Below are 22,052 nucleotides of genomic sequence, written 5' to 3'. Positions count from 1 at the left end.
TCTGGCGCTCGACGCCCTGGAAATGGCGATCTGGGCTCGTGGTGGCGCTGTAGACGGCCTCGTCCACCATTCAGACAGGGGCGTTCAATACACTTTCATCCGTTACGCCGAGCGACTCGACCAGATCGGTGCTGCACGTTCCGTTGGCAGCAAGGGCGACTCGTATGACAATGCCGCCGCTGAGTCGTTGAACAGTCTCTACAAGAAGGAACTCATCGACTTCCACGGTGGATGGATAGGCGTCATGGATGTGACGATCGCCACCATGAAATGGGTTGCTTGGTACAATTCTGAAAGGCTACATTCCTACTGCGGGAACGTCCCTCCGGCCGAGTACGAGGAGACGTTCCACCGATCAGCCGCTGGCACCGGCACGGCGATCGAGAACCAACCGATCTAGCCTCCAACTTTGCCGGGGCGGTCCACTTTCCGACCCCGGGCGAACCAGTAAGGATGCAGACACCCTCCCGTTCCAAGGTGTTCTGAACCCTGCCGTACGAAGGGGTCTCGACCCAGTACTTCGCCCGGTCCGCGACGGCCTCCAGCATCGCGTGGGAGCGGCTCCATCGACCGGCGTTGATCATCGACTCCAGGACATTCGTGGAGGAGAGCCAGACCTTAAAGTGCCGGCGTTCGACATCCGGGCACTCCCCGAGCGCGGCATTCAGTCTCTGTGGCCCCCATACGTCGTCCTGGGGTATGCCGAGGATCTCCATGACCTCGGCTTCGGTCTGGCCGGTCATCGGATGGGAGGTGACCAGGATGTATCTGTCCGCCCCCCTGTAGCCATCCTTAGCGAGTTCCTTTTTACGGCCCCGATGAACTTTGACCGATCGGATTTCACATAGTGCTTGCACTGGACCACGATCCGATAGCCGTCCGGCCGGATCCACAAGAGATCGATCCCCTGGTCCCGCCCACTCGGGTAGGCGTGCAGGTCGAGCCCCAGCCCGGAGTGGAGGAGGTCGCGGACAAAATATTCGAACTCAGCATCAGACAGCGTCTGAAAGGTGTAGTCGGACCGACCACATCCGGGCTCTACAGCAGATGTCGCAGAAACCGGACTCTCCTCCGCCCGGACGATTTACCGACCCCGAAGGCCAGGCGCTCTTCCAGTCACTTCACATGGGGGACGCCGAGGAGTTCGTCAACGCGGCGGGAATCCTGACGAAGAGACTGATCGGGCACATGAACAAGCGGACCAATGGAGGGTTGCTCGCCTGCGTACGCGCCGAGGGCGACTCGGAGCGCATCAGCGCGGTCCTCAAGCTGGAGGTCGTCGCACCGACCGGGACCACGCTCGAAGAACTCGCCTCCGGGGAGATCCGGCTGGCAACGGTCACCAACGTGCTGGAACAGCCCGGAGACCTGCAGAAGGGCGCACTGGTCGCGAGCGGCATGTCCGCCGAGGAGGTCATCTGCGGTGACACCCTCAGCCAGCAGGCCCACTATTTTCCTGAGGCGTTCGGCATCCAGGTGTACGCGAGGCCAAGCCAAGGCCCCTCCGCTCTCCTAACAGCAGTCGCGCGCCACGACTCACAGCTCGCCGGGCCGGTCGCCGCCGCGCTGTCCCAGGTGGCACCGGGACCTCTGCGGGACGTTCTCACCAGGCTCAGCACACACGTTCCCGGCCTCGATGCGACAGCGCAGAGAGAGATCATCGACACCCTGGAGCAACTCCGGCGGCCGATCGGTTACCTGCAGACGGGCAGGGCCGTCACCGCCGTGATCGAACAGGGCGAGCTCCTCATCAAGGGTCCTGCGGCGCTGATCCTGCACGACGTGGAGATCCGTCAGCGTCCGGACGGCAAGTGGGAGGCCGCCATGGGATTCGAGCACGAGCCAAAGATCAGCTATCGCTAGCCGACCGGGGCCGTCCAGCAGGCGTGCCGTCGGCGGAGGCTGTGGACGCGCCGTCGGCGGTGGCGGCCAGAAGAGCTCGGTAGAGGACGCCGGCATCGCCCAGGCGGTGGCGAAGGAGCCTCTCCAAGCCGCCTACGGGGATGAGGTTCTGGGGCGCACGCGGGTCCTTGTAGTCGACACCGGCGAGCGTCTGGATGGCTCCGGTCGCGTGATCCGCCAGAGCGGTCACCGCTTCCTGCGACAGGGTCGTGCTCGCTTCGCAGCGGGCGATGCCGGCCCAGGGCGCTGCTGAACGTGTGGGCAGGCGAAGGTACCAGGAGTAACGACGCCAGCTGGTGCCCATCAGAAAGACGGGTGTTCGCTGGCCTGGGCGTAGCGCGCCGACGATGTCCGACTGAAGGTCAGGCAGGTAGCCGGCGTGGTGCGCCTTGATGTACCCGACCGTACGCGGCAACTGGGTGCGGCCCCGGAGAGGACCGTCGACGATGAGAAGCTCGTCCTCGTCGATGGCGGCGCGATACTCGGTCGCCACTTCTACCTCCAGGGCGGTCAGCTGGCGCTGGAGAGCCAGGGAGAGTTGTTCCGCGCTTCCATCGCGAGCCCGAAAGGAGGCGTAGGAGCCCGCCCAGGTGTGGATTTCGTTGGATTGCGACGAAGGGCTGAAAATCGAACGACGGACGTCGACGGATGTGAGCCGGGCGAGTCCGCCGGTGCCGGGCTCACAGCGAACCAGACCGGCCGCATACGACGCCGCGATTCCCGGAGACGGCATCCCATCGTCAAGACCGTTGATCCAGACCCGGGCCTCGATGCGCCGCACACCGTCGGCGACGAGAACGGGACCGCCCGGCGCCGCCGCAGGCGTGATCGGACGCCACCGTGCGGCGGGCAGTTCCACGCTCAGGTCGAGCTCGGCCGACGTCGCGTCGAGTTCGGCCAGGGCCTCAGCGGTCAGGGACGTGGCGTAGCCAGGGTCCCAGGGGTCGACGGTGATGGCGCCCACGGCGGCCGGGGTCATGGTCACGTGGTCTTCTTCTCCAGGTGAGAGCCGTTGCCGTCGCGGGTGACCTCGAAGCGCACGGGCACTCGTTCGGCCAGAGCGGGGACGTGCGTGACGATCCCCACCATCCGGTCTCCGCTTGAAGCCAGGCGTTCGAGCGTGGTCGCGACGGTGTCGAGCATGGCCGGGTCGAGCGTGCCGAAGCCCTCGTCCAAGAAGATCGAGTCCAGGCTGCGCGTGTCAGCTGCGGCGAGGCCGGCGACCCGATCGGTGAGCGCCAGCGCCAATGCCAGTGACGCCTGGAAGGTCTCTCCGCCGGAGAGTGTGCGCACGCTCCGGCGCATGCCCGCCTCGGCGTAGTCGATCACCTCGATCGCATTCTTCGCGTCGAGCACCAGCTCGAACTGCCCATCGGAGAGTTCACGCAGGGTCTGTGAAGCGGCGATGACGAGCAGCTCCAGCGCCTCTCCGCACAACCAGTTCTCGAAATTGTTGGCGCGCAGCCGCTGCCCCAGTTCGTGTGCGACCTGTTGTTCCTCCCTGTGCCTCCGGATCTGATCACCGAGCCGCTCGGCCCGGCGCCGGTTGTCGCGCACTCGCTCAAGCCACGTCTCGGCGCGGGTGGCGTCCGCCGTCACAGCTCGGCCGATCGCGTCACTTTCCATTGGGGTGGGCCGGAGGACGCCATGAGCGTCCAGCAGTCGGCCGAGCGCGTCACGTTCGTCATCCCGTCGCCATCGCAAGCCCTCCAGGCGCGCGTCCAGGTCGGCCGCGGCCCTGCGGCGTCCATCCGCGGTCTCGCCGCACCAGGTGACCAGGGAGCTCCAGGCAACGTGGACATCGGAGCGCTCGACCTGAGGTGCCCCAAGCGCGACCAAGGAGTCCCGAGCGGCGTCCAACTCGCGATGCGCCCGGTCGGCCTCGTTCTTCAGCTCCGCCCAACGCCGCTCGGCCTCGGCCCGCAAGGTGCGCGCCGACACCGCGGCCTGGCGTGCCCGCCCGGCTTCCTCCTCCGCTGCGGCGATGGCGCCGAGCCTCTGGTTCAGGACCTCAACGTCCGGATGAGCCCGCACCTGGTCGAGCTGAACCGAGAGCTGGTCCTGACGGTCGTCCAGGGATCGGTTGAGGCCTGCGACCCTGACCAGGCCCTCCTGGTGGGCCGTCTGCCGTAGCTCCAGCTCAGCCGCCCGTGCCGTCACCTCCTGCTGAGTGTCGTCGAGATCGGCCGGTGCGGGGTGGCGAGGAAGTTCGGCAACGGGATGCCGGCAGACGGGACAGGGCTCGCCGACGGTCAGGCGCCTGGCCAGGTCAGCACCGACATGCGCGTCGCGAGCGTGGTCGCGCCGAACCTCGGCGCGTGTCAGACGGTCGCGGGCCCGGCCGATCTGGAGCTCGGCCTCCTGGGTTGTCGAACGCGCGACCTCCAGGTCTGACTGGAGGTCCTCGACCTCGTCCCTGAGGCGTCGGCTCTCGGCATGAGCCTCGACGGCCAGCTTGAGGTCGGTCTTGTCGCCGAGCCCTGCCAATGTCTCGCGGGCCTGGTCCTCTTTCCGCTCGCTGTCGCCCACCTCGCCGTCCAGCCGGGCGGTCTCGGCATGGGCGGCGCGCAATTCCTCCGCGAGCGTGGACACATGGCCGGGCATCTCCACCGCGTCGAGGAGGTGCAGGGCATGGTCGATGCCGCCGCGTTCCGATTCCAGCTCCGCGACCTGCTCGTCATGCACGCGCAGGTCTCCCAGAGCGGCATTGACCTGGGTGGAGAGACTATTGAGCTCGTCGAGCCGCCTGACCGCCTCGACCTCTGCCGCCTCGTCCGCATCCGCGAGAGCGTCCAGCTGCCCCTGGGCCGCCTGAACGGTAGACGCGGCCGCCTTCTCCACATCCACGGCCCTGCGCCTGATGCGTTCGAAGACGTCGGCATCCAGGAGTTGCACCAGCAGTTCCTGGCGGTCACGCGGTGCCGAATGGAGAAACTCGGCGAAGCGGCCCTGCGGCAAGATCACGCACTGGGTGAAGTGGCGGTATTCCAGTCCGGTGAGACGCTCGGTCTCGGATGTGACCCGCCTGCCCTCGGCGATGTTTCTCACCGAGGCGCCGAGGAGGGCGTGCGTACCCTGGGCAGGATCCACCCCCGTATCGAGTTCGTCCAACCGCATCTCGCTCGTACCGACTCTCCCTGCGGCGTTGCGCACGAGGGTGCGGACGATCCCGTAGCGGCGACCGGCCGCCTCGAAGACCAGCCCGACCTTCCCGGACGTCGCGGAAGGGGCAAGGGCCCAGGAGACCGTGTTCTCCCTGCCCCAGCGCGGCACCGTTCCATAGAGGGCGAAACAGATCGCGTCGATGATCGTGCTCTTGCCCGCTCCGGTCGGGCCGACCAGCACGAAGTAGTCGACATCATGAAGGTCGATCGTGGTCGGCGTCCGGAAACTGCAGAAGTTCTCCAGGTGGAGAGAGATCGGGCGCATCAGCCGTTCCCCTCCGCGCCTTCGAGGATCTCCCTGTGCAGTCTGGCGAACAGAGCGGCCATCCGCTCGTCCTCCCGGTTGGTCTCCTTCAAGTAGTCGCGGAACATCTGTTCCGGCGTACGGGCTGTTCCCGCTCCCCCGCCGTCCCTCCTGCGCGAGATGGTGGGTCGGAACCGTTCGTCGACATCGACGGTGAGCGCGTTCGGGAGGATCTCTCGCACCGAATCGGCGAGGCCGGCCACCGGCTTCTCGGCCACCACGACACGCAACCAGGCGTCTTCAAGGTCTTCGGCCATCGCCTCGAGCTCGTCAAGAGAACCGTTGACCGTACGGAGGACACGGGCGTTCTCGAAGACCGCTTCACGGACCCGGGCGGGACGTCCTGGTTCGAGAGTGACCAGCAGAGCGCCGGGAGTGTTCTGCTGTTCCCCGAAATCGACGGCGATCGGCGAGCCGCTGTACCAGATGGGGCAGGGCCCGGTGATCTGCTGGCGCCGGTGGAGGTGGCCGAGCGCGGCGTACTGGGTGCTGGGCGGGAACGCGTTCACCTCGAAGTAGTAGGAGAAGATCGTCTGCGCCTCGCGCTCCCCGCCTCCCATCTTCCCGTTCGGGAGCGTCCCGTGCGCGGTGATCAAGTTGATGGTGTCGTCGGTGAACCCCGCGGTGAGAGCCTCGGCGAGCCGCGCGAAGCGGTCGGCGTAGCGGCGGTTGTGCTGATCGGGGGTGTCGGTGAGGGTCTCCATGGCACGGACGACGTAGCGGTGCGAGAGGAAGGGCATCAGCGCGAGCCGGACGGGTTCCCCGCCGCGCGTCGTCCAGGACACCACCCCGCCCTCTTCGGGGCGGCGGAACTTCCCGATGACGTGGATGCCGAGCGGCCCAAGAACGGGTCGGTAGACCTCCAGCAGGCGGGGATCGTCGTGGTTGCCGGCGAGAACGACCACCTCCCTCCCTTCCTCGCGCAGAGCCAGCAGGGTCCGCATCACCAGCGACTGCGAAGGCGGCGTGGGCGCCGACGTGTCAAAGACGTCACCCGCGACGATGACCGCGTCGACGTCCTCGGCGCGGGCGAGCTCAACGATCTCGGCGAGGACTCTCGCGTGCTCCTCGGCGCGGGATCGACCTCGGAGCACCTTGCCGACATGCCAGTCGGCGGTGTGCAGCACCTTCATGAAGGCTCCAGGGGAAGGCTCCAGGGTCAGAAGGGTGGCGGATCCTCGTCCGCCTCTTCGAGCCCGGAGAACGGATCGCTGGGCGATCCCGGGGAGAGCGCCGGTCCCCCGGAGGTACCGCCCGCTTCGGATGGGCGTGTGGCCCAGGCGGGGAACGGGAATTCGACGGCAAGCGGTACGGGGATCTCCGGCTGCCCGACGAACATGGTGCCGGGTTTGGCGATCGTGGCTCGCGCCCTGGCCGCGGGCGGAAGCCAGCCGTATTCGGCCCGCCCCGCCTCCGCGGCGTCAAGCCGACCGGCGACACGCACCGCGCAGTTGGCCACGATCCTGCGCTCGACCTCGGAGGCGGTCTGCTGGGCGCCGATGAGGATCACGCCGAGCGAGCGGCCTCGTTCGGCGATGTCCAACAGGATCTGCTTGATCGGTGAGCCGCCCTCGCGCGGGGCGTACTTGTTCAGCTCGTCCAGGACCACGAACAACAGCGGACGTGCGCTGCCGGTGCCTTCCTTCCGCGCGAACTCGCCGCGCAGCACGACTCCCACGACGAACCGTTGTGCGCGTTCGGGCAGGTTGTGGAGGTCGACGATGGTGACCTGAGCGTCCGAGGTGCTGATCGATCGGTCGCGCCGAGGAGGGAGGTCGCCTCTGACGATCGACGACAGCGGCCGTACGGACGAGCGCAGGCGTCGCAGGAACGCGTTGACGGTCCCGAGCCCCATGAGGTTCCCGCCCCATTGGGCGCGCTCGGCGTCATCGGTCAGCCCGTCGGAGATGAGGTCCACCAGATCCGAGTACGTACGGCAGACCTCGCTCGGCCCGCCGTCGGGGTTCCGGACCCGCACAGCGCCGCCATCGCTCGCCTGTTCGGCGTCCCGGCGAAGCCGGGCGGCGACCTGGCCGATCAGCAGTGTGTACTGGGCTCGCTCGTCCTCGTTGTCGGCGAAGACGTACCCCAGCAACTCCTCCGCGCAGAACTCGGCGAGGGTCCAGTAGAAGGGGCCGACGTCCCGGGTGCGCGCCGAGACGTGCGGGACACCGTTCGGATCACCAGGCCGAGGCGGAGCGAAGACCTGCACACTTCCGAACGGCCCTGGTGTGAGTCCCAGGCGCCGGTAGGCGGCTCGCGCGGTCTCGTCCACCCGGTTGTTGGCGTGGTCCAGGAAGAGCAGGTCCTCGCCCTTCACGGAAAAGATCAATGCCTTGGTATTGGCCGATTCAGCACCCAGAGCCCCGGAGTTGAAGATCGAATAGAGGAGGAACGTCGCGAACGAGGTCTTGGTCGCGACGCCGGACACCCCGGAGATCGATACATGCGCCCCGCGCGTGCCGTCCAGGAACTCCAGATTCACGTGGACGGGCTCGCCGTCCCTTCCGAGCCCCACCGGTATCCGGCGCTCCATGACGTCGAAATAGAGGGCACGCTCCCTGTCTCCGGCTCCCGCCCGTTCAGCGACCGTCCCCGGCAATGGCGGGACGTAGATCTCGGGCTCGACGCGAGTCACCGACACCTCCGCGGACTCGACCACCGCGGCGGGCAGGATCCCTTCGGAGATCAGGAACACGTCCGAGTCGTAACTCGCGCCTTCGTGCCGGGCCTCGACGTTGGTGACCACCCCGGCGATCATGACGCGACCCCGTCCGGGCACCTCCCGCCAGGCCACCACCACCTCGTCCAGCTGGACCACCTTGCCCGGCTCCAAGCCGACCCAGAACGACAGAGGCGTGGCCGACTGAGTTCCGAGGACCCTCCCGATGACCTCCCCGCCATCGGCCATCCGGGTCCTCCCTCAGTAGCAATGTCCCTCGACCGCCAAGCATAGGCACCCGGGATCCCTCTAAGTCCGCCATTTACACGATGAGGTCGGCGCGCCCTCCCTGCCGAGTCAAGGCGCCGGCGAGCGCGATCGATCAACCGCCGAGCACATTCACGGGGTGGCGGGTATCATCTCTTTACGTCGCGATTGCGGCGACGAGCTAAACCGGGGCGAATTGCCCCCGAGGGCGCGGTTTTCGGACCGCGCCCTCTCCATTTCCCGCAAGGACCTGCGATGACATCACCCCCGGTCGGACAGGACCCCACCTCGGCCTACTCGCGCCACATCACGACGCGGCTGCTCGACTTCACCAGCCCCTCGACGCCCTGGCCACGGAGGATCTGGGACACCGGGACCTTCCTGGCCCTCGAGGAGTTGCATGAGGCAGGCGAATGGGTCGACCGGCGAGTACTCCATCAGGTGGCGGTCGACTGGCAGAGCCGAGCGCTGGAACGGATCATCGGCGACGACCAGGCACTCGGCACCAAGGACGTGCGCAAGCAGCTCCAGGACGTTCTCCGGACGTCGCTGACGGTCTCCAGCGACGCACGGCGCCGCCTGGAATACCTGATCGAGGCCGCGCGACCCGGCTACCTCGGCCGGTGGGCGTCGCATGTCGCAGCGCCGGCCCCGCTCCGGCCCGAGCGCGTGGCTCGCGCCGTCGCGTCCCATCTGCTGGACGGCGGGCACAGCCTCGGCGGGCTGCAGCGTTGGCTGCGCGACGGACGGCTGGGTCTGTCGGCGGCAGATCTCATCGCCGAGGCGGCGGCGCTCCACGCGCAACCGCTCACCACCTGGAAGGTCGTCGTTCCCTTCCGGCGGCTCCCGGACCATGAGCGGCTCGCCTCTCACCTGCCCAACTGGCTACCCGAAGCCGAGGCGCTGGCGCTGCTCCAGAAGGCCCGTATCAAGACCAAGCGAGCGCCGATCGTGGGAGCGCTGACCTACCAGGTTCCGGCCCGGGACCCGGAGCGTGCCGTCGAGGTCGCCTACGAGCTGGTGGAACGTCTCCAGGCGCGGGCCAGGTTCGGGGCCGCCGCCGGCTCGGTGGTCCCTCTCGACCAGGTCATCGTTGACGGGCGGGATCGCCCCATGGCGCTGCGGGCGCCGTCCCGCGGTGCGTTCGTGCTGTCTCTCGCGGCGGAGCGCCGCCAGTACATCGTCGGCAGCAAGGTTCAGCGCCTCGGCCCCGAGAGCCGGAGTCCGGTCGACGACGCGCTGGAGATCGCTTCGGCGCTGAACAACGGCCCGCTCGCCGCCGCACTGACCGGAGGATGGGCGGCGCTGGAGTCGATGCTCACCGAACCCCGCGATCCGGACGAGCAGGGCAGAGCCGTGGCCGCGACGCGAGCGGCCGCCCTCGTCGCGTGTTCCTGGCCGAGGGCCGAGTTGACGGCGCTGTCCTACCAGGTCCGCGAGGTGAGCGGCGACGACCTGAGCGAGCGTCTGGCGGCGTGCCGGACGAACCAGGAACGGGCCGCGCTGATCGAGGCGAGGCTCCGCGGCCCCGACGACCTCCCCCTGCGACGGACGTGGCGCATGAGCAGCGACATCGCCGCCATCCACCGGATGGAGGACGTGCTGAACGAGCCCCGGAAGGTCCTGGGCCGGGTGCGCCATTACGTCGAGGTGTCGTTCCGCCGCCTCTACCGCTGCCGGAACATCGTGCTCCATGGTGGGTCGGTCGGGGGCCTGGCGCTCCCCGCGACGCTCCGGGTGTCCGCGCCGCTGGTCGGTGCCGCCCTTGACAGGATCACGCATGCGCACCTGGTCGACGGGGTGGCGCCGCTCATGCTCGCCGCCAAGGCCGACATGGCACTCCAACTCGTCGGGGACGATCTCGGTCCCGAGCTTGGCGAGCTCATCGGCTGACGTGGCCGGTCACGAAACGCACGGGAGCGCCGAGCGCCTCCAGCGCACCGTCGAAGTCCGCGAGACGGGCGGCGAGCGTGGCGACGGCGAGGCGCTCCGGAAGGGCCTCGGCGAACTTCAACCCCTTCAACGCCCTTTCGTCGACCTCCGGCAGGCAGAGTCGTTCGGAGGCGTCCTCGGTCCCTGCCCGCCACATCTCGGGTGTGAGGTCGCTTCGCAGCCTGACCCACTCGTCGTCGAACCGCTGCCGCTCGTCGGTCAGACCTGACAGCGAGGCGGTCAGCACGGCGTTCGCCCGGAATCCGGCCCACGTCCACCATCGGACGTCATCACCGTGCCGGGCGATGACCGTTCCGCTCGGATGCACCGTGTCGAGGTTGTTCTCTCTAGCCTCGGCGAGGTGCCGTGCGGCTCGCTCGGTCAGTCTGACCGCGGGATCGGAGCCGAGCAGCACGTCCCGGCAGGCGCGGGTCAGCGCGAACCCCACGCCAGAGTGCGCTGCCCCGAACCAGCGGGCCTTGCCGCCTCCGTCCGACGGCTCGACGAAACAACGCCGCCGTTTCCAGTCGATCCAGGTGACCTTCCAGCTGCGCCCGCCGAGGAGCAGCAGGCGTGGACCGTCCACCTTCTCGGTGAGCAGCATCGGGTCGGTCTTCCCGATCTCCTGCCGACCGGCCAGGACGGTGAACTCGGGGGGAGCGACGAAGACCGCCGTCATGTCCATGAAATGGCGTCGGCCGAACTTCGCTTCCGCCGCCGGGCCGATGAAGATGAACTCCCCGTCCCGTTCCACGAAACCGTTCTCGATCAGGTGCCTGACGACCGGTTCAGCACTGCGGTCGAAGGGCGGCAGACCGTTCCACTGCTCTGTCCAGAGCCGGTCGCCGACCTTGTGCTGTTGCAGGCACAGCGCGAGCATCTGCTGCGCGACGATGTGGCGAGGCTCCGGCGGTGCCTCCACCGGTTCCACGAATCCGCGACTCCACAGGAGCAGAAGGCCCGCCGCCGTCACCAGTGCGTCGTGATTCAGTGCGAGGAACAGGCAGTTGCGGTCGTTGCCTGCGCGCCTGCCGGTCCTGCCGAGCCGTTGCAGAAACGATGCCACGGTCGCGGGAGCATTGATCTGGATGACGCGGTCAAGGTCACCGACGTCGATGCCGAGTTCCAGGGTGCTGGTCGCGACGATGACGCAGTCACGGGCTTCGGCGAACGCCTCCTCCGCCCGGCGCCGCTCGTCAAGGGAGAGTGAGGCGTGCGACAGGAACGTGGTGACCCCGCGAGCGCGCAGCGCCGCGCCGAGTTCCTCGACCAGTTGCCGGGAGTCGCAGAACACCAGTCGTTTCTCGCCCCGGTGCAGTGCCGCGATCACGGTTGCGGCGTTCGGCACCGAGCCCACATAGTCGAGTTCGATGTCCGCCTCCGACTGGCCGGCGGCCGAGGCCCCCTGAGCCGGCAGAGCAACTCCGGGGGCGATCACTCTGGCGCTCCTCTCCCTCCGTCCCGAACCCTGGAGCCAGTGCAGCAACTCTGCCGGGTTGCCGACCGTGGCGGAGAGGCCGATGCGCTGGATCGGCCGGTCGGCGAGCCTCGTCAGCCTTTCGAGCACCGCAAGCAGGTGCCATCCGCGATCGTCCCCCGCGAAGGCGTGCACCTCGTCGACGACGATCGCCCGCAGCCCCCCGAAGAATCGTTCGTGGTCGACCTTCGTGCTGACCAGCATCGCTTCCAGCGATTCCGGAGTGGTCAGCAGAAGGTCGGGAGGGTCGCGCAGGATCCGCTGCCTGGCGGGCTGGGCGACGTCGCCGTGCCACAGCGCGGCCCTGCGGCCGAGCCACCCCGCATAGGTCTCCAGACGGGGCAGCAGGTTGTTGAGCAACGCCTTCAACGGGCACACGTAGAGCACCGAGAGCCCCGTCCAGCCGTGCTCCTCCATAGCCGACAGCATGGGGAAGGCGGCGGCCTCGGTCTTTCCGCCCGCGGTCGGAGCGAGCAGGACGGCGTCGGAGCCGTTCAGGAGCGGCTCGATCGCCTCCCGCTGGAGCGGGCGCAGCGACCGCCACCCGAGCGAGTTGACGATGTGGTGCACCAGGGCCGGGGAGAGCCGGTCCAGACCTCCCCCCTCCGGGGTGGTCACGGCAGGTCCAGCTCGACATCGCCCGCCCCCGTGGCAGACGCGTTGCGCTCGGTCTCGTTCAGTTCGCCGGAACCGATGGTGAGGGCGTAGTCCCGACGCGGATCGAAGTCGGGGAACTCCTCGACCCGATCGAGGATGTCGGCGACCAGCTTGCGGAGATACACCCGGGGCGCCACGCCCACCTTCCCGCCGAGTTCTCCCGTGACGGCCGTCGCCAGCTCGGCGAGATAGGCGTCGTCGACCCGGGTGGCGATGCGCCCGGGGTTGCTCGCGGCGGCGGCGTAGAGATCCCGCACCTTGCTCCCCAGCTCGCCGAGCCGCGGGAGGTCGAAGCCGGTCAGTCGCAGCTGGACCGCACGCGGGGAGTCGAAGCGCGGATCGGTGGTGAAGTCGGTCGCCAGCCGCTGCGCCAGCGGGGGCAGCCGCTGGGCACCCTGCTGCCCGTCGAAGAACGCGGGCGTTCCGGTGATCACCAGGAAGAGCCCGGGAAAGCGGCCGCCGTCGATCTCGTCCAGCAGCTGGCGGAGCGCGTTCAGCCCTTTCTCCCGTACGTCGCCGCGCACCCGCTGGAGCGTCTCGATCTCGTCGAGCACGACCAGCATGCCGGGGTGCCCGCAGTCCCGGAGCACGGTGAGCAGGCCCTGCAGGAAGCCGAGCGCGCCGAAGTGGTCCAGGTCGCCGCGGACTCCCGCGGCACGGCGGGCCGAGGCGGCGACGGACCGCTGCCCGCCCAGCCAGGCGATCAGTGCTTCGGCGGTGGCGGCGTCCCCTTCCGAACGAGCCTTGTGGTAGCCGCGCAGCGCCGCGGCGAAGGCGGGCGTAGTACGGGCGACGTCGGCGAGCCGGAGCTCCATCAGCTCCTCCACGGCCCCGGCCAATGCTTCGGCGTCGTCCTCGGCGACCTCCCCGGCGTCGAGGACCTCCTCCTCCAGGGTGTAGAACCACAGGTCGATCACCGGGCGCAGTGCACTGGCGGGGTGAGTCGCGGTGGTCAGCCGTTCGGTGAGCCGCCGGTAGACGGTCTCAAGACGGTGCAGCGGCGTCTCGGTCTCGGAGATCTGGATCTCCGAGACGGCCAGGCCCGCTCGCTTGGCACGCTCTCCGAGCCACCGTGCGAAGAAGGTCTTACCCGATCCGTACTCGCCGCGGACGGCGTGAAAGGCGGCCCCTCCCCTTCCGACCGTGGCCAGCTCCTCGTCGAGGGTCCCGGCGAAACGATCGAGCCCCACGGCGAGCAGGTCCAGACCTGCCTGCGGCACGGTGCCGCGCCGCAGGGCGTCGATGACCTCCCTGCGGCGCGAGGCGCTCACCAGAGCCGTACCGGGCGATGCACTGCTCATGAGGTGTCTTCTACCCCGAACTGCTCGCGGAGGAGCTCCTCGTCGAGCTTGACGGTGCGGCCGCCGTCGATGAGCCCGAGCACCGTGTAACCCTCGATGTTGAGCAGCCGTTGCAGGGCGGTGATGAACAGCTCGGGGCTGCGCGGCGGACGGCCTCCGGCCGCGCTCGCGGCCGAACCGACGGCCGCGGGTGACAGGGTCCCGCCCGCTCCGGCCAGGGCGTCGATGACGGCTGCCACCTGCCGGGCCTCCGGCGCCTTGCGCAGGTATTTCTTCTGGTCGGCGTAGGACGCGGATCCCGTCACCCGAGACCCCAGGGTGGCCGGGGCAGCGGCGGGCTTGGCAGCGGCGGCCGGGGTGATCCGGGTGGCCGGAGCCTCGGCCTCGACCTCGCCGACCGGGAACAGCGCCTCGCTCTGGCGCGGCTCCGGCTTGGTGGTGCGGCGCGGTTTGGCCGGCGCCGGGGCCGGGGCCGGTTCCTGCGCGGGTGCCGGTGCGGTGGCTCCGGGAGCGCCACCGGTACGCGCGCTCCACCAGGCCGGAACGGTCTCTTCGGGCGGCAGGACGGTCCAGCCCCGCGGAAGCAGGTCCGACGACGGCAGCATGACCAGGACCGGCACGCTCATCTCCGCAAGCGAGGCACCGCCGTGATAGCCCGCCTTACGCGGGGTGTAGCGGATGTCCTCCCGCCAGGCGGCCACGATCCTGCCGCCGCCCTCCAGCACCCGTAGGCCGGTCAGCTCCACCTCGCCCTCGGCGGGGGCACCGGTCCGCCACCGGGCCGACTCCGCGCCCGGCGCGGGGGTGGGTGGCGAGCCGGGCTCACCGCGTTCCAGCACATGGCCGTGGTCGGCGACCAGCACGACCGGCCGCTTGAAGTCGCGGGCCGCGTTGAGCAGATCAGGCAGGAAGGTGATGTGGGACGGCGTCCAGCCCATGCGGTCGCCCTCACGGTCATGGTCGAGCGCGTCGTCGATGGTGTTGAGCACGACGCCCACGACGTCGTCGCCCGCGAGCGCGTCCAGCAGGGCGTCCGCGAAGCGCTGACCGGCCCGCCCGGGGATCTGCGACTTGTGGAACAGAACGCCGTCCCCGCCGTGCCGTTTCCAGAAGGCGGCGAACCCGTTCGCCTCCGTGGCCTGGCCGCCCGCGCAGGGTTTCCCGCACAGCAGCGAGGCCCGGCTCAGCCTCGTCACCGAGGGGATCATGGAGACGGCGGCGCGGCGTGTGCCCGGGACGGCCGTTGCTTCCAGCCAGCGACCGGTGCGGGCGAGTTCCTCGCCGAGCTGCGCCGCGACCGAGCCGCTCATCCCGTCCAGGACGAGCACCAGCGGTGCGGTCTCGCCGACGAGCGGGCGTACGACCTGGGAGAGCACCGACTCCACCGGGAGCGTTCCCTCCGGCGCTTCGGCGGCCGCGGTGGTGGCCCACGTGGCCAGATGCTCGGCGAACTGCCGGTCCAGCTCCGCACGGCGCGCCCGCGCGCGTTCGTACAGCGCGCGGTAGGCCCGTTCGAGCATCGGGTCGCGCCGCGGGTCGCCGCCCCACAGAACGGTGAGCGCCCGGTCGACCCAGCCCCACTCGGCGACGTGCCGCCGGACGCCATCCGCCACCGACGTGATCCTGTCCTCGGCGGAGACCTCCAGCCACCGCCGGATCCTGGCCGCCATCTCGGCGACATCGCGACGGTCGGCGAACAGGCCCACCAGCTGGTGGTCCATGACCCGGCTCAACGCCGCGTCCACGGTCTGCGGCGGCTCCTGCAGCACCGTGGCGAAATCCCGCAGCCGGGCGTCGAGCCCGGAGGGCAGGAACGGATCACCGGCGAAGGCCTGGTCCAAGCCCGCGTCGTGCACGAGGGCGTCGGCGCGTTCCAGGACCGCCATGGCACGGTCCCGGGCCGCCTGATGCCCTCGCCGCTCGGACCCGGCCTCACCGATCCAGCGGGCCAGGGTGCCCTGCACGGCGGAGTTGAAGGCACGCAGCTCGGCGGGATGCACGGAGATCCCCGCTAGAAGGCCGCCGACGGTCAATGCCACTTCGGGGGACGCCGCGGGTCCGGTCATCACCCCGGCGATGACGCCGAGCGGCATGGCGTCCCGGCCTCGACCGGCCTCGATCAGGGCCAGGAGCACGGCGACGGCGTCACCGGCCGACTGCCTGAGCCACTGCGCGAGCCCCTCCCGCTCGGCCTGCGGGAGCGCGGCGAATCTCTCGGCCGCCCCCGGTGTACGTGACCAGGCGAGGAAGGTGTCGGCGTCCAGGTCACGGTAGGTGATCGTGTCCCGGGGGCCGGTGCCGGACAGGGCACCCGAGATGTCGAGGCGGGCCTCGACCAGCGCGTGGACGGCGGCGTCGCGGGTCAGCACGGTCCCACCGCTGCGCCGCCAGGACGTGGCGGCCGGATGGTCGCGCCATCCGTCGGAGGGCTCGGCGTCCAGGAGCGCGTCGACCAGCCAGCCGTCCTGCCGGATCCGGGGGTCGAGATCGGCCGCGCCGAACCGCTGCTTGACGATCTCGGCCCGGTCGACGCTGAGGGCCTTGCGCCCGAGGGCGTGCCCGCGCAGGTCGAGGCCGAGCTCGTTCTCATCGACGCCGGTGGTGACGACGAGGACGGAGTCTGAATCGGCGCGGGAGGCACGGGCGTTGTGCTCCTCCCAAGCGTCGATCACGCCGAGGACCGATGCCTGGTCGCTGACCTTGACCTGACGGTTCTGCTCGCCGATGCGCACGCTGAACTCGGTCGGCGCGCCCGGCCGGTAACGCCCGTGCACGATCACCAGCCGCGGTGCGGCGGCGCCGTTCCCGCGCGGGGTCCGGGGCAGTTCGAGGTCCAGGAGCGCCTCCAGCACCCGCCGGTCGACCATGGGCGGCAAGGTCACCCTTCCCGCCCGCTTTCCGTCCGGTCTCCAGTGATGTCGGCAGGCTGCCAGGCGATGTCGATGGAGACTCCCGGGTTGGCCGCGGCGAACGCCTTGATGTCCGCCAGCGTCTCGGCCAGAGCGTTCTCCAGTTGCGTGGGCTCGACTCGCCTGCGGCGCATGCCGGGCGGGCTCGGAGTCTCCGTCGCGGGTCCAGGCGGATCGGAGGGGACCGCAGGGACGGACGGATGGGACGGGACGGCGGGGCGGCCGTGGTCGGTGAGACTGACCTGGCCTGCGCTCTGCCCGTCGTGCGGCTCGGACACGTCCGGGCCGGCCGCGGGCGGCTGCGGGCCGGGATGTGTGGGAGGCGGCGGGCCGGGGTGCTGGGCGGCGGCCCGCCGGATCAGGTGGAGTGCCCGGGCGCGGGCCTCTGCCAGCACCGGGGCCAGGCGGATGGTGAACTCGTCGGCGGTCGCCGCCTCGGTGACGTCCTCGACCAGCCGACCGGCCTGCTCGCCGATGAGGTCACCGCGGGCGACGAAACCCCGCACGCTCTCCAGCAGGTCCCAGTGGTCTCCGTCGAGGGCTGCCAGAACCTCGGGGGCAGAGGCGAGCGCGGCGCCGAGCACCTCGTCGGACACGTCGTAGGAGGCGTTCGCCAGTTCCTTGACCAGCGGGGTGTCCGTGCGGGCCGCCGACAACAGCGCCAGCAGGTCGGCGGCATGCCGGGCGGACCGGCGCCGCGACACCTGCGGATAGGTGATGCCCAGCGCGGTGGCGTGCCGTTCGAGGGCGCGGCGAACGTCGTTCACGGGGTTGCCGAGCGTCTGGGCTTTCTCCCTGACCTCGGCCGCGAGCCTGCCGACGTTGCGGACCGAGAGCGTCTCCGGCACGTTCACGCCGAAGAGCCTCGCGGCACGGCCGCGGGCGGCCTCGTACTCCTCCTCGGTCGGCTTGGGCTGGTCGCGCAGCGCCCAGCCGGAACCGATGCGCTCCAGCTCCGGCGGCTGCGCCGGGCCGCCGTTCAGGACCCAGACCCGGTCGGCCAGCAGGGCGTAGGTCGCGATGATGAGGTTGGCGACCGGCTTGTCGAGGCCGGTCCAGCCGTACTCGGCGATCCACTCCCGGATCTCCTCGACCGGGTAGTCACCGGTCCGGTGGTGCTGGGCGGCCAGCTGCTCGATCCGCCGGCGCCATTCGGTCGACACGGTGAGCGGGCCGTCGTGCACCTCGCCGAGTTCGAGCGGATGCACGATCCGGCGCAGCAGCGCGAGCTTGTCCCGGTCGACGACGGTACGGCCGGAGCGGTCCTCCATGGCCTTGGTGATCCAGGTCAGCGCGGTCCGCAGCTCACCGTTCGTCACGGCCTTGCGGGTGCCGCCGAGGTCGAGGTCGGGATGCTTGGGATAGATCTTGGAGTAGAGGCCGCCCGCCAGTTCGAGCATGTTGTACTCGAAGCCCGCGCCGCCGTGGAGCCTGAGCCGGTCGTGGCCCGGCCGGAGCGTCAGGACGTGCCGCTGGTCGGGCACCTCGGCCGCCACGTTGCCCTCGTCGCCTCCGGAGATTCCGTAGAGCTGCTGCAGGAGGGCGGTGAGCTGGGAGGTGAGGTTGTCGGCCTGTGCCTGCAGCTGATGCCGGACCCGGATGCGCTGGTCGGTGGCCAGGTGACCGGCGTAGTCGTCCAGGCGGTCCCGCTCCAGCAGGTAACGGATCTTCAGGAGCCGGCCGAGCTGGTTGGACTTCTGGGTGGACATGTGGTCGGGCAGCCACACCAGGGTGTCGGCCTCCATACCGTCGCGGCGCAGCCGATCCACGCGCCCGGCGTCGTCGACGGGGTACTTGCCCGGGATGTCGAACGGGTAGTCCAGCACGAACCGGATCCGGCCCTCGACGGTCGGCTTGAACTGCTCGTCCGGCAACATCGAGTCGTCCCGCACGTTCTCGAAGACGAACTCCGCCGTGCGGCGGCTGCCCCGCCACACCAGGTCCCGTTCGGAGACGAAGGCGCCGGTGTCCTGGACCTTCAGGGCCTCCCAGAGCCGGGTCTTCACCCAGATCCGGCGGGCGCCCAGGTTGTCCTGGCCGCCGACCTGTTCCAGCAGCGGCTCCACGTCCATGTCGGACAGGTGCAGCGTGAACACCGGGTCGCGGTCGCCGTCCGCGCGGATCTCGCCGAATCCGGCCCCGATCAGATCCTGCAGACGTTTGACCACGACGTTGCCCGGCGGCACGGTCCGCGACCGGATCGAGCCGAGGTTGAGCGCGGCCAGCCGCGCTCCGGTGAGCCGGGTCAGCGCGGACACGTCGGGCGCGAGCGCCGACAGGATCAGCGTCTTGACGATCTGGTCGTCCGCGCGGAACCGGTCGTCGTCCTCGGATCCGTACTTCTCCAGCAGGTGGGCCCGGACCTTGCCGTGGAAGTTCCTGGCGGTCTCGGCCTCCTGCCGCAGGTGGTCGGTGAACGCCTCGCCGACTCCCTCGACCAGCACGTCCCACAGGTCGCCGATCGGGATGAGCTGGCCGATCCTCATGTCGTCCCGCCGCCGCGAGAGCATGGTGGTCAGCAGCTTCAGACCGGTCCGTTCGCGCTGCAACGCGCCCGCCAGGGCCACCAGCACGTTCAACAGCGCCGGCGACAGGGGGTAGACGTCGCGGAAGTCCTTCCAGTCGGCGTGCGTGGCGCCGTGGGCGTCCAGCAGAACGTCCCGGACCTGCGGGTTGGCGGATTCGATGCCGGAGAACGCGGTGTCCAGGACCCCTTCCATGCCGTCCTTGGGCCGCAGGATCCTGGCCCTGATGATCTCTGGGAGGTTGCGGTCCTCCAGGTTGATCACCGTGAACCGGCCGGCCAGGTATTCGACCTGGGCTTCGAGGTTCTTCACGTCGGCGCCGACCACGTCCTCGCCGACGAGCTGGGAGAGGTTCCGCTGCCGGGAGATGAACGAGATGATCGGCACCGGCCGCCCGCCCTCACCGGACTCGATCAGCTTCACCAGCTTGCTGACCTCGGTGTTGACCTTCTCCTGGTTGGACATGTGCGCCTGCAGCCACAGGATCAGCTCGTCCAGGAAGAGGATGATCCCGTCATAGTCGTGCTGCTGCGCATGGCGGCTCATCGCGGCCAAGCCGTTCTCCAGCGGCAGGAACGCGTTCGCCGCGCCCCGGGTGCCGCTGGCATAGGCGGTGAACGGCCCGTCCAGCAGCGCCGACTCCAGTGCCGTGCGCAGCGGGTCGCCGACCGGAGCCGCGAACGCCTGGTCGAGATCGGCACTGTTCCACGCCGAGCCCCCGGGCCCGGCCGCGCGGTCCAGGTTCACCAGGTCGTCGTCAGGCTGCTCGTGCCCCTGCCCGGAGCCACCCAGCATTCCGATGAACTGGGCGTCGTCCCCCAGCCTCTCCCGCAGCCTGCGCGCGTCGTCCAGCAGCGCGTCCGAGCGATACACCGGCGGGCTGGAAAGCCCGAGCCTCCGAGCCGCTTCGGCGTAGGTGCCCAGGATCGCCGAGTCGAGATCGGTGACGCCGACCAGGTGGAACGGCACCATCATGAACTTGCGGTCCCGGAGCCAGCCGTCGTTGTCCGCGATCAGCTTCTGCAACTCGTCCTTGCGCCGGGCCGCGTGCTGCCCTTCCAGGACGGCGTGCAGGACCGTCATGAAGTGGCTCTTACCGGAGCCGAACGATCCGTGCAGATAGGCCGCGTTGGACTTGCCGCCGAGCACCGACGCCTTGACCACGTTCAGCGCGCTCCGGAAGGCCCCCTTGAGCTGGTCGGTGACGACGTACTCGTCGATCCGCTGGTCGGCCTCGTCGAACCCGCTCGACAGCTCGACCTTGAAGTCGCCGGCCAGGACCTCCTCGGGAATGTCGAGGACGTCGCGCAGGAAGAGGTCTGTCGGGCCGCTCATACCGCCACCGTCCGCACGTCTCGACTCCCCTCAATGCCCCTGTACGGGCACCAAGATAGTCCGACTCACGATGCTTGACTCGGCCTTTACCGGGGAGATCGCCCGCCTCAGACCAGGTCGAGCCCGCCGTCCTTGATCCGCCGAGCGAACGCCCCCCAGGCGGCATCCCCGAACACCAGCCGAGGCCCCTCAGGATCCCTCGAATCCCGCACCGCGACCCCACCACCAAGATCGGCCAACTCCACGCAGGCACCGCCGGTGTTGTCACTGTGACTGCTCTTGCGCCAGCACGGCACAGGCCTCGACTTCCTCACAGGCTCTCCAAAATCTCGCGAAGTAGCTCAAGGGAGTCATCGGTGGACATAGCCGCACCTCTGATCAAATCGAACTGTATCCCATACTCTCGAACGGCGGCAGGATGCTCGATGAGCTGCGCTTCCAGGTATCCGCCGACATGGACGACGTCGGGTTCGTCGTCAAAACCGAGAATGATGAATGGGCCCGGCAAGCCTGCATATGAGCCTCGGCTGGACGGAACGATCTGAACAGTGATGTTCGGCCGCTCGGCAAGCTCGATCAGCCGCTCGATCTGACCCCGCATGATGTCTCGATCACCTACCGGGCGTCGGATCGTTCCTTCGTCGAAGACCGCAACGATGTGCGGCGGGGCCTCCCGCTCCAGAAGCCTCTGGCGTTCCATCCGGGTGGCCAGCCGCTGCTCGACCACCTCCAACTTCTGCCCGGTCTTGAGGACCTCGTAGGCGTACTCCGGAGTCTGGAACAGGCCTGTGATCACCATCGTCTCGAAGATATGCATCACGGTGGCTTCAGCCTCGCGTTCCAGAAAATCGGGAAAGCCTGGCGGAAGCACCTTGAGCCTCCCAAGAAGCTGGATCCATGTCCAGATTCGGTGGAATGTCCCGTTGGTCTGGAAGAACGTGTCGCAGTCCTTCGCGAAGTCCTCGGATGGCGTGCTCTTGCCAGCCTCGACCTGGCCGATCCACTGGGGCGTATAGCCCAGTTGCTCCGCGAGCTTCGGCCTGGTCAGACCGGTCGCTTCCCGATGGGCGCGCAGCTCAGTCCCGAAGTATTCAGTTGGCGATTGCGGGACACCAGGGTCACGGGGGCGACGGGGCATCGGGCACTCCGAGGATTCGAAACCGGGGGCAGTTTCTAACGACCGACACGGGCTTTCGGACGGTGGGCTTCTTGCTCTTTCCGAGCGTACGGCGATCACAGCAGGCTTGTGTGTCGTAACCGAGAGTTTCCGACCCATGAGGCTCGCCACGTGATGGACACGCATACAACCCCCGATGACCAGGCACTCGCCCGGCTTCGCAGCGACTACCCCGCCTACCGGATCTGGCGATCGGTCCGGTACGACGGCCTCCCGGGCGACTGGGTCGCGACCCTCCACGACGACTCGGCCGGAATCGACCCGACCGTGATCCGCGACAACGCAGCCGAACTGCGCCAGGCCCTCGATACCGAACGCGAACGCAGGATCCGGCAATGACGCTCCTACGACCTCACCCCAAGGAGCCGCGCCGCTGGCGCGCGTGGCTCCAAAGAAGGAGGAAGGGCCGCGCGGCCGGTGAGCGTCTCCCCAGGCGCACC

Annotated in this window: 15 protein-coding genes; 4 read left to right on the top strand and 11 right to left on the bottom strand. The window is 69.1% G+C overall.

Annotation, left to right across the window (positions count from 1 at the left end):
• On the top strand, positions 1 to 400 hold a 400-nt coding region (locus tag ABZ810_RS10320), incomplete at its 5' end, for an integrase core domain-containing protein (protein ID WP_358401686.1).
• 339 nt (positions 401 to 739) lie between these two features.
• On the opposite strand, the gene ABZ810_RS10315 is transcribed toward ABZ810_RS10320, so the two are convergent.
• Positions 740 to 1,000 (bottom strand): restriction endonuclease, encoded by a 261-nt coding sequence (locus ABZ810_RS10315; protein WP_358401720.1) that lies wholly within the window; start codon positions 998 to 1,000, stop codon positions 740 to 742.
• Between the two features lie 125 nt (positions 1,001 to 1,125).
• Between ABZ810_RS10315 and ABZ810_RS10310 the strand changes: the two genes are divergently transcribed.
• Complete coding sequence (locus tag ABZ810_RS10310) at positions 1,126 to 1,863, top strand: hypothetical protein (RefSeq protein ID WP_358401684.1); 738 nt, start codon at positions 1,126 to 1,128, stop codon at positions 1,861 to 1,863.
• Here ABZ810_RS10310 and ABZ810_RS10305 read toward each other — a convergent pair.
• The 4 genes from ABZ810_RS10305 to ABZ810_RS10290 are packed head-to-tail and all read right to left on the bottom strand — an operon-like array spanning position 1,850 to position 8,281.
• On the bottom strand, positions 1,850 to 2,881 hold the full coding sequence (locus tag ABZ810_RS10305; protein WP_358401718.1) for a hypothetical protein: 1,032 nt from the start codon (positions 2,879 to 2,881) through the stop codon (positions 1,850 to 1,852). The two genes, ABZ810_RS10310 and ABZ810_RS10305, sit on opposite strands and share 14 nt — an antisense overlap.
• A 2-nt stretch (positions 2,882 to 2,883) precedes the next feature.
• Positions 2,884 to 5,331: an SMC family ATPase gene (locus tag ABZ810_RS10300; RefSeq protein ID WP_358401682.1), complete on the bottom strand. Its 2,448-nt coding sequence runs from the start codon at positions 5,329 to 5,331 to the stop codon at positions 2,884 to 2,886.
• Complete coding sequence (locus ABZ810_RS10295) at positions 5,331 to 6,503, bottom strand: exonuclease SbcCD subunit D (RefSeq protein ID WP_358401680.1); 1,173 nt, start codon at positions 6,501 to 6,503, stop codon at positions 5,331 to 5,333. Before ABZ810_RS10295 ends, ABZ810_RS10300 begins: the two co-directional genes overlap by 1 nt.
• Before the next feature lie 26 nt (positions 6,504 to 6,529).
• Positions 6,530 to 8,281, bottom strand: coding sequence for an ATP-binding protein (locus tag ABZ810_RS10290; RefSeq protein ID WP_358401678.1), 1,752 nt, complete (start codon positions 8,279 to 8,281; stop codon positions 6,530 to 6,532).
• A gap of 273 nt (positions 8,282 to 8,554) precedes the next feature.
• Here ABZ810_RS10290 and ABZ810_RS10285 point away from each other — a divergent pair, with 273 nt between their 5' ends.
• A complete protein-coding gene (locus tag ABZ810_RS10285; RefSeq protein ID WP_358401676.1) occupies positions 8,555 to 10,192 on the top strand; it encodes an integrase in 1,638 nt (545 codons plus the stop codon).
• Here ABZ810_RS10285 and ABZ810_RS10280 read toward each other — a convergent pair.
• From ABZ810_RS10280 to ABZ810_RS10255, 6 genes are all read right to left on the bottom strand, one after another.
• Entirely contained in the window at positions 10,182 to 12,326 is a 2,145-nt protein-coding gene (locus ABZ810_RS10280) for a DEAD/DEAH box helicase (RefSeq protein ID WP_358401674.1), read from the bottom strand. The two genes, ABZ810_RS10285 and ABZ810_RS10280, sit on opposite strands and share 11 nt — an antisense overlap.
• A complete protein-coding gene (brxD, locus tag ABZ810_RS10275; RefSeq protein WP_358401672.1) occupies positions 12,323 to 13,666 on the bottom strand; it encodes a BREX system ATP-binding protein BrxD in 1,344 nt (447 codons plus the stop codon). Before brxD ends, ABZ810_RS10280 begins: the two co-directional genes overlap by 4 nt.
• Complete coding sequence (pglZ, locus tag ABZ810_RS10270) at positions 13,663 to 16,533, bottom strand: BREX-2 system phosphatase PglZ (RefSeq protein ID WP_358401671.1); 2,871 nt, start codon at positions 16,531 to 16,533, stop codon at positions 13,663 to 13,665. Before pglZ ends, brxD begins: the two co-directional genes overlap by 4 nt.
• An 11-nt stretch (positions 16,534 to 16,544) precedes the next feature.
• A complete protein-coding gene (locus ABZ810_RS10265; protein ID WP_358401669.1) occupies positions 16,545 to 20,435 on the bottom strand; it encodes a PglY protein in 3,891 nt (1,296 codons plus the stop codon).
• Positions 20,436 to 20,542: 107 nt separating this feature from the next.
• Positions 20,543 to 20,731: a DUF397 domain-containing protein gene (locus tag ABZ810_RS10260; RefSeq protein ID WP_358401716.1), complete on the bottom strand. Its 189-nt coding sequence runs from the start codon at positions 20,729 to 20,731 to the stop codon at positions 20,543 to 20,545.
• Positions 20,732 to 20,745: 14 nt separating this feature from the next.
• Positions 20,746 to 21,573: a helix-turn-helix transcriptional regulator gene (locus tag ABZ810_RS10255; RefSeq protein WP_358401667.1), complete on the bottom strand. Its 828-nt coding sequence runs from the start codon at positions 21,571 to 21,573 to the stop codon at positions 20,746 to 20,748.
• 153 nt (positions 21,574 to 21,726) lie between these two features.
• Between ABZ810_RS10255 and ABZ810_RS10250 the strand changes: the two genes are divergently transcribed.
• Complete coding sequence (locus ABZ810_RS10250; protein ID WP_358401665.1) at positions 21,727 to 21,951, top strand: hypothetical protein; 225 nt, start codon at positions 21,727 to 21,729, stop codon at positions 21,949 to 21,951.
• Positions 21,952 to 22,052 lie beyond the last annotated feature (101 nt).

The sequence above is a fragment of the Spirillospora sp. NPDC047279 genome (genome assembly GCF_040643285.1).
Classification (GTDB): domain Bacteria; phylum Actinomycetota; class Actinomycetes; order Streptosporangiales; family Streptosporangiaceae; genus Spirillospora.
The sequence above is the reverse complement of the archived record's forward strand: the minus strand, read 5'-3'. Positions and strand labels throughout refer to the sequence as shown.